Annotated in this window: 2 protein-coding genes; both read left to right on the forward strand. The window is 70.7% G+C overall.

Annotated elements, in window-relative coordinates:
* Positions 1 to 198: 198 nt before the first annotated feature.
* On the forward strand, positions 199 to 5,445 hold the full coding sequence (locus AB0M92_RS38925; protein WP_366107128.1) for an amino acid adenylation domain-containing protein: 5,247 nt from the start codon (positions 199 to 201) through the stop codon (positions 5,443 to 5,445).
* A gap of 48 nt (positions 5,446 to 5,493) precedes the next feature.
* Positions 5,494 to 8,057 (forward strand): amino acid adenylation domain-containing protein (locus AB0M92_RS38930; RefSeq protein ID WP_366107129.1); only part of this gene is annotated, 2,564 nt, incomplete at its 3' end.

Here is an 8,057-nt window from a genome sequence, read left to right on the forward strand (position 1 = left end):
GCGGCGTTGTCGCCGGTGCCGGTGGGTGTTCCGGGTGAGTTGTATGTGGCGGGTGCTCAGTTGGCCCGGGGTTATCTGGGGCGTGCGGGTCTGACCGCGGAGCGGTTCGTCGCGGATCCGTTTGCGGTGGTGGCCGGTTCGCGGATGTATCGGACCGGTGATGTGGTGCGCTGGTCCGCGGATGGTGTTCTGGAGTTCGTGGGGCGTGCTGATGCGCAGGTGAAGGTGCGGGGTTTCCGTATCGAGCCGGGCGAGATCGAGGCCGTCCTGGCGGGTCACGAATCGGTGGGCCAGGGCGCCGTCGTGGTCCGGGAGGACCAGCCGGGCGACAAGCGCCTCGTGGCCTATGTCGTGGTTGGGGCGGTGGACTTCGACGCTGCGGTCCTTCGCCGGTACGTCGCGGATCGGCTGCCGGATTACATGGTGCCGTCCGCGTTCGTCGTGCTGGACGGTCTGCCGTTGACGCCGAACGGGAAGCTGGACCGCAGGGCGCTGCCGGCTCCCGCATACGCGACGGACGCGTCGGGGCGGGCGCCGCGGACCCCGCGGGAGGAGATCCTGTGCGGGCTCTTCGCGGAGGTCCTGGGCGTGGAGTCGGTGTCGATCGATGACGGTTTCTTCGAGTTGGGTGGGCATTCGCTGTTGGCGACGCGCCTGGTGAGCCGGATCCGGACGGTTCTCGGGGTCGAGGTGAGCATCCGTTCCCTGTTCGAGGCTCCGTCCGTGGCGGGCCTCGTGGACCGGCTCGATGAAGGTGCTCGGGTCCGTGAGCCGTTGGCGCGGCGGGTGCGGCCGGAGGTGCTTCCGGTGTCGTTCGCGCAGCGTCGTCTGTGGTTCCTGGGCCAGCTGGAGGGTGTGTCGGCGACGTACAACATCCCGCTGGTGGTGCGTTTGACGGGCGCGCTGGATGTGGCGGCGCTGCGGGCCGCGCTGGCGGACGTCGCGGGTCGGCACGAGAGTCTGCGGACGGTGTTCCCGCAGGTGGACGGCGAGCCGCGGCAGGAGGTCCTGGCGGGTGCGGAAGGAGTTCCGGCCTGTTGCGTCGAGCGGGTTTCCGAGGCCGGGATGGCTGCCGTGATCTCGGCGGTGGTGACCGAGGGCTTCGATCTGGAACGTGATCTGCCGTGGCGGATCCGCGTGCTGGAGGTCGAGGACGCCCCGGACCAGTGGGTTCTCGTCATGGTGGTCCATCACATCGCGGCGGACGGCTGGTCGATGGAGCCGATGGCCCGGGACCTTTCGAATGCGTATGCGGCCCGCTGCCAGGGGCAGGCCCCGGATCGGCGGCCGCTCGCGGTGCAGTACGGGGACTACACGCTCTGGCAGCGGGAGGTCCTCGGGGACGAGGCCGACCCGGACAGCGTGATCGCCGCCCAGGTCGCCCATTGGAAGCACGCCCTGGCCGATCTCCCGGAAGAGCTGGAGCTGCCGGTCGACCACCCGCGCCCCGCGATCGCCTCGCGCGAGGGTGACTCCGTGGACGTACGGGTGCCGGCTGAGGTACATGCACGTCTGCTGGAGCTGTCCCGTTCCTCCGGGGCGAGCCTGTTCATGACCGTGCAGGCGGCCCTTGCGGTGTTGCTGTCGAAGATGGGTGCCGGCCAGGACATCCCGATCGGGACGCCCGTCGCGGGGCGTACCGATGACGCGTTGGACGACCTCGTCGGGTTCTTCGTGAACACGCTGGTCCTGCGGACCGACCTGTCGGGCGATCCCACGTTCCGCGAGGTCCTCGAACGGGTCAGGGAAGCGGACCTGGCGGCCTTCGCCCACCAGGACGTGCCCTTCGAGCGCCTGGTGGAGATCCTCAACCCGACCCGCTCCATGGCACGTCACCCCCTCTTCCAGGTCATGCTCGCCTTCCACAACAACGCGCAGCCCGATCTCGACCTGCCCGGCATCAAGACGCAGGACGAGCCGGTGCACATTCCGGCCGCACGGTTCGACCTGTCCCTCAACCTCGCCGAGACCCATGGGCCCGGCGGGGCCCCGACCGGCCTGCTGGGCGAGTTGGACTACCGCACCGACCTGTTCGAGCGCGGCACGGTCGAGCAGCTCGCCGAGCGGCTGTCCCGGCTCCTCGAAACGGTCACCGGCGCCCCTGACCGGCCGATCCGCAGCGTCAGCGTCCTCGGCGCGGACGAGCGGCGCCGGATGCTCGTCGAGTGGAACGACACTGCACACGAGATCCCCGGGGCGACGTTGCCGGAGCTGTTCCGTGCACAGGTTTCGCGTACCCCCGACGCCCTCGCCCTGGTGGCCGGCGGAGTCGAGCTCACCTACGCCGAGCTGGGCATGCGCGTACGGGAACTCGTGCACGGGCTGGTTTCACGTGGCATCGGGCGGGGCGACCGCGTGGCGCTCCTGTTGGACAGCTGGCTCGACCAGATCTCCCTGACCCTCGCGCTCGTGCACGTCGGAGCGGCGTACGTGCCCCTGGACCGGCGCAGCCCCGCCGCCCGCCTGGAGCTGATCCTCGGCGACTCCCGGAGCACCGCCGTCGTCGTCGACCGGACGACCCGCGCCCTGCTCGGGGACCGGCACCTCAGGGGCGGTCTCGACGCGTTGCAGGTCGAGGAGCTGCCCGTACGGGGTGTGCCGGCGGCGGCTGATCCGGTGCCGTCGCCGGATCCGCTCGACCTGGCGTACGTCATGTTCACTTCCGGTTCCACCGGGCTGCCCAAGGGCGTGGCCGTCACCCACCGCAGCGTCGTCGCGCTCGTCTGCGACCGGTACTGGGGTCACACGGGCGAGGACCGCGTCCTCGTCCACTCGTCGCCGTCGTTCGACGCATCCACCTACGAAATGTGGGGCGGTCTCCTCAGCGGTGCCACTCTCGTGGCCTCGGGCACCGTGGCCGCGGACATCCCCGAGCTCGCCCGCACCATGACGGCGGAACGGGTCACCGTGGCTCTGCTCAACGAGGGCATCTTCCGTGCCATGGCCGAGAGTTCGCCGCAGAGCTTCGCCGGCCTCCGCGACGTCTACGTCGGCGGCGACACCGTCTCGCCTTCCGCAGTGCGGAAGGTGCGGGAGCATGCCCGGGGCATGCGGTTCACCAACAGCTACGGGCCGACCGAGGCGACCTTGTGCGTCGCCCACCACGCACTGCCCGCGGGGAGCGAGGACACCTCTCCCATCCCGATCGGCCGCCCCCTCGACAACACCCGGCTGTACGTGCTTGACGAAGGCCTGCAACCCGTGCCCTGCGGAGTGATCGGAGAGCTGTACGTCGCCGGTGAGGGTCTGGCCCGCGGCTACGTCGACCACCCCGACCTGTCGGCGGAGCGGTTCGTCGCCGACCCCTTCGGTCCTTCCGGCACGCGCATGTACCGGACCGGCGACCGGGTGAAGTGGCGGTCCGAGGGAACTCTGGAGTTCGCCGGCCGTACGGACACCCAGGTCAAGGTGCGCGGCTTCCGCATCGAGCCGGGTGAGATCGAGGCGGCGCTGGAGTCGTTCCCGGACGTGGCCCAGGCAGTGGTCGTCGTCCGAGAGGACCGGCCTGGCGGCAAGCGGCTCGTCGCCTACCTGGTTGCCGACGGCGACGCCCGGATCGAGCCCGAGGACCTGAGGGTCCGCTTGGCCGACGCCGTGCCCGATTACATGGTCCCCGCGGCCCTGGTGCAGCTCGACGCCCTTCCCCTCGGGCCGACGGGCAAGCTCGACAGGGCGGCCCTGCCCGCACCCGACCATGCGGGAGGAGGAGGCCGGGCGCCCCGCACCGACAAGGAACGCACGCTGTGCGCGGTCTTCGCCGATGTACTGGGCGTCGGCGAGGTGTCCGCGGACGACAGCTTCTTCGCGATGGGCGGCGACAGCATCGTCTCCATCCAGCTCGTCGCCAGGGCACGCGCCGCAGGACTGATCGTCACGCCGCGACAGGTGTTCGAACGCAAGACCGTCGAAGGACTCGCGGCGGTGGCGGTCGAGGTGGACGGGCGCACCGACGCGCCGGCCGACTCCGGCACCGGCATGGTGCCGCTCACGCCGGTCATGCGACAGCTCTGCGAGCGCAACGACGTCATCGACCGGTTCAGCCAGTCGGTCATGCTCGTGACCCCGGGCGGCCTGCTCCGCGAGGACCTCACGGCCGCGGTGCAGGCGGTCGTCGACCACCACGACCTCCTCAGGGCCCGGCTCGCCGCCGCCCAGGACGGAACGTGGCAGCTGGAGGTGCTGCCGGCCGGCACGGTCTCCGCCGTGTCGTCCCTGTCCCGCGTCGAGGCAGCAGGGCTGGGGGAGTCGCGGCTGCGGGAACTGGCAGTCGAACAGCAGGCCGAGGCCGGTGGCCGTCTGGCCCCGGCGAACGGCAGGATGCTCGACGTCGTCTGGCTCGACGCCGGACCGCACGCGCACGGAATCCTGGTCATCACGCTCCACCACCTCGCCGTCGACGCCGTCTCCTGGCGCATCCTCGTGCCCGACCTCGTCTCTGCCTGGGAGGACGTCGCAGCCGGCCGGCCACCGCGCCTCCAGCCCGTCTACACGTCCTTCCGTCGCTGGGCCGAGCACGCGACCGCCGAGGCGGACCGGCGGATCGGCGAGCTGCCCTTCTGGGAGCAGGTCACCGCGGACACCGAAGCGCCCTTGAGTACGGCCCCGGCCGCCCTCGACACCGCCCGCGACACGTGGGGCACCGCCGAGAACCTCAGCGTGACGCTCCCGGCGGAACTGGCGGGACCGCTGCTGACCACACTGCCCGAGGCCTTCAACTGCGCACCCGACAGCGTCCTGCTCGCAGCCCTCATGCTGGCCGTCGACCGTCGCACGGCACGGCCCGGCGGGACCACGCCGCCGTTCCTCGTCGACGTGGAGCGCCACGGGCGGCAGGAGAACAGCTTCGACCTCGACGTCTCGCGGACGGTGGGCTGGTTCACCAGCGTTGCGCCCGTCCGCCTCGACATGCAGGCGGTCGGCGGCGGGCGCGGGGCCGAGGACGGCCTCAAGTACGTGAAGGAGCAGCTGCGGGCAGCCCCCGACAACGGCTTCGGATACGGCCTGCTCAGGTACCTCAATCCGGCGGCCGCCGACCGCCTCGCGGCCCTCCCCGCGTCCCACGTCCTCTTCAACTACCTGGGACGCATTCCGGCGCCGACCGGCCACACCGGCGCGGAGCCACGGCCCTGGTCGGTCATCGACGACGGAGAAGCCGGCGGCGGCGCCGACCCGAACATGCCCATGACCCACACCCTGACGGTCAACGCCGTCGCCCGCGACACCGCCTCAGGACCCGAGCTGCTCACCACCTGGGCCTGGCCGGGCCGACTGTCGACGGCGGGCGAGACAAAGGCGCTCGCCGACGCGTACACGCAGGCACTGGCCGACCTGGCCGCACTGGTCGAGTCCCCCGCCATCGGCGGACTGACCCCGTCCGACGTGCCCCTCCTGGGGTTGAGCCAAGACGAAATCGACGAGTTCGAATTCGCCGAGATCGAAGACTGAACGGAAGGATTTGAGATGAAGCGGTCGCGGATTGAAGACATCCTTCCGTTGTCGCCCCTGCAGGAGGGGCTCCTTTTCCACGCGCAGTTCGACGACGACGCCGCGGACACGTACGTCGTCCAGCTCGTGATCGCCCTGCGCGGGACGGTCGACGGACCGGCACTGCGCACGGCGGTGAACGAGGTGCTGAACCGTCACGCCAACCTCCGGGTGGGCATACAGCACCGCAAGACGGGGCAGCCCGTACAACTGGTGATGCGCGACGTCGACGTTCCCTGGCAGGACATCGACCTCACCCACCTCGTGCAGGAGCAGCGCGCAGCCGAACTCGAACGCATCCTCGCGCAGGACCGCGGGCGCCGCTTCGACCTGGGCCGGGCCCCGCTGATCCGCTGCGCCCTCGTCCGGATGGCCGAGGACGACTACCGCTTCGTCTGGGCCAACCACCACATCCTGCTCGACGGATGGTCGAACGCGGTCCTGTTCCAGGAGTTGTTCAGGCTCTACCAGAGCCGGGGCGAAGCCCGCCTCGCGCCGGTCACGCCCTACCGCGACTACCTCACCTGGACCGCGCAGCAGGACGGCGAGGCCGCGCGCAGGCAATGGGCGGCCGCACTCGACGGACTCCAGGACTCCACCCGCCTCGTACCCCACCCGGGCACCAGCTCCGCGGAATCGTTCCCGCAGCGCGCCACCTTCACGGTGGACGAACGCCTGACGAGCGCCCTCACCGAACTGGCACGCACCCGGAACCTCACCTTCAACACGCTGGTGCAGGGCGCCTGGGGCATCCTGCTGGGACGCCTCACCGGTCTGGAAGACGTGGTCTTCGGCACCACCGTCTCCGGACGCCCCCCGGAGCTCCCCGGCATCGAGACCATGGTCGGGCTGTTCATCAACACCCTGCCGGTCCGGGTGCGACTCGACCCGGCCCGGTCCGTCGTCGAGGCCCTTGCCGGGCTTCAGGACGAGCAGGCACGCCTGATGCCACACCAGCACCTCGGGCTCGCCGAAATCCAGAAGGCCGCACAGCGGACCGACCTGTTCGACACCGTGGTCGTGTTCGAGAACTACCCGGTGGACGAGGCCGCGTCCGCCGGACTCGGTTCGGACCTCCGAGTCGCCGACGTCACGGGTCACGACGCGACCCACTATCCGCTGAGCCTCATGGTCCTTCCCGGACGCGAGCTCGTCCTGAACCTCGACTACCGCGAGGACGCCCTCGACCGGGCGGCCGTCGATCAGCTGGCGGCGCGCCTCGTCCGGCTCCTCGAAGCCATCGTCGCCACGCCGGACGCCGCGATCCGCAACCTCGACCTGCTCGGCCGGGCCGAACGGGAGCAGCTCCTCGCTCTGGGCCACGGCGCCACCTCCGGGACGCCGCCCACCACCGTTCCCGACCTCTTCCGCGCGCAGGCGCAGGCCACCCCGGACGTCGTCGCCCTCACGGGCGGCGGCACGGAGCTCACGTACGCCGAGCTGGACGCCCGGGCGGATGCCCTGGCCCGCGAACTCCTCGCGAGGGGCGCGGGTCCGGAGCAGGCGGTCGCGGTATGGATGGAACGCTCCACCGACCTCGTGGTCACCTTGCTGGCCGTGCTCAAGACCGGCGCCTTCTACGTACCGCTACACGACGGCTACCCGGCGGAGCGCCGCCGACTCGTCGTGGAAGACTGCCGTGCCCGGCTGCTGCTGACGGACCGGCCGGGGGATGCGGCCGCATGTGCGGGCACGGCGGTCGTCGTCCATGTGGTCGACGGTGCCGCGGCAGCGGCCGGCGAGGCCGGGAACGACACGGAGTCCCTGGTCTCTGGTGTCGGTGTCGGTGTCGGTGTCCGAGCCGGCGTCGGAGCCCGTGCGGAGGCTGACGGCCTGGCGTACGTGATGTACACGTCTGGCTCCACGGGTGAGCCCAAGGGCGTTGCGGTCACCCACCGCGCCCTCGTCGACCTGGTCCGCGACCCGTCCTGGAAGAGCGGTCCCGAGGATCGCGTCCTCTTCCACGCACCGCACGCCTTCGACATCTCCGACTACGAACTGTGGGTTCCGCTGCTCTCCGGGGCGCGGGTCGTCGTCGCCCCGACGGAGCCGATCGACGCGGCGGCACTGAGGAAGCTCCTCACCCGGGAGCAGATCACGTCCGTACACCTGACTGCCGGGCTCTTCCGTGTGATCGCCGAACAGGACGCGGACTGTTTCCGCGGCGTCCGTGAGGTGTTGACGGGTGGTGATGTGGTGTCGCCGGTGGCGGTGCGGCGGGTGGTGGAGGCGTGTCCGGGCACGGTGGTGCGGGTTCTGTACGGGCCGACGGAGATCACGTTGTGTGCGACGCAGTTCGAGGTTCCGGTGGGTGCGGTCGTGGGTGGGTCGGTGCCGATTGGTCGGCCTATGGACAACACGCGGGTGTATGTGTTGGATGCCGCGCTGTCGCCGGTGCCGGTGGGTGTGGCGGGTGAGTTGTATGTTGCCGGTTCGGGTGTGGCGCGGGGTTATGTGGGGCGTGCGGGTCTGACGGCTGAGCGGTTCGTTGCGGATCCGTTTGCCGCAGGGGCTGGTTCGCGGATGTATCGGACCGGTGATGTGGTGCGGTGGTCGGCGGCTGGTGTTCTGGA

It is taken from the genome of Streptomyces sp. NPDC051582, assembly GCF_040681715.1.
In the GTDB taxonomy this organism is placed as follows: domain Bacteria; phylum Actinomycetota; class Actinomycetes; order Streptomycetales; family Streptomycetaceae; genus Streptomyces.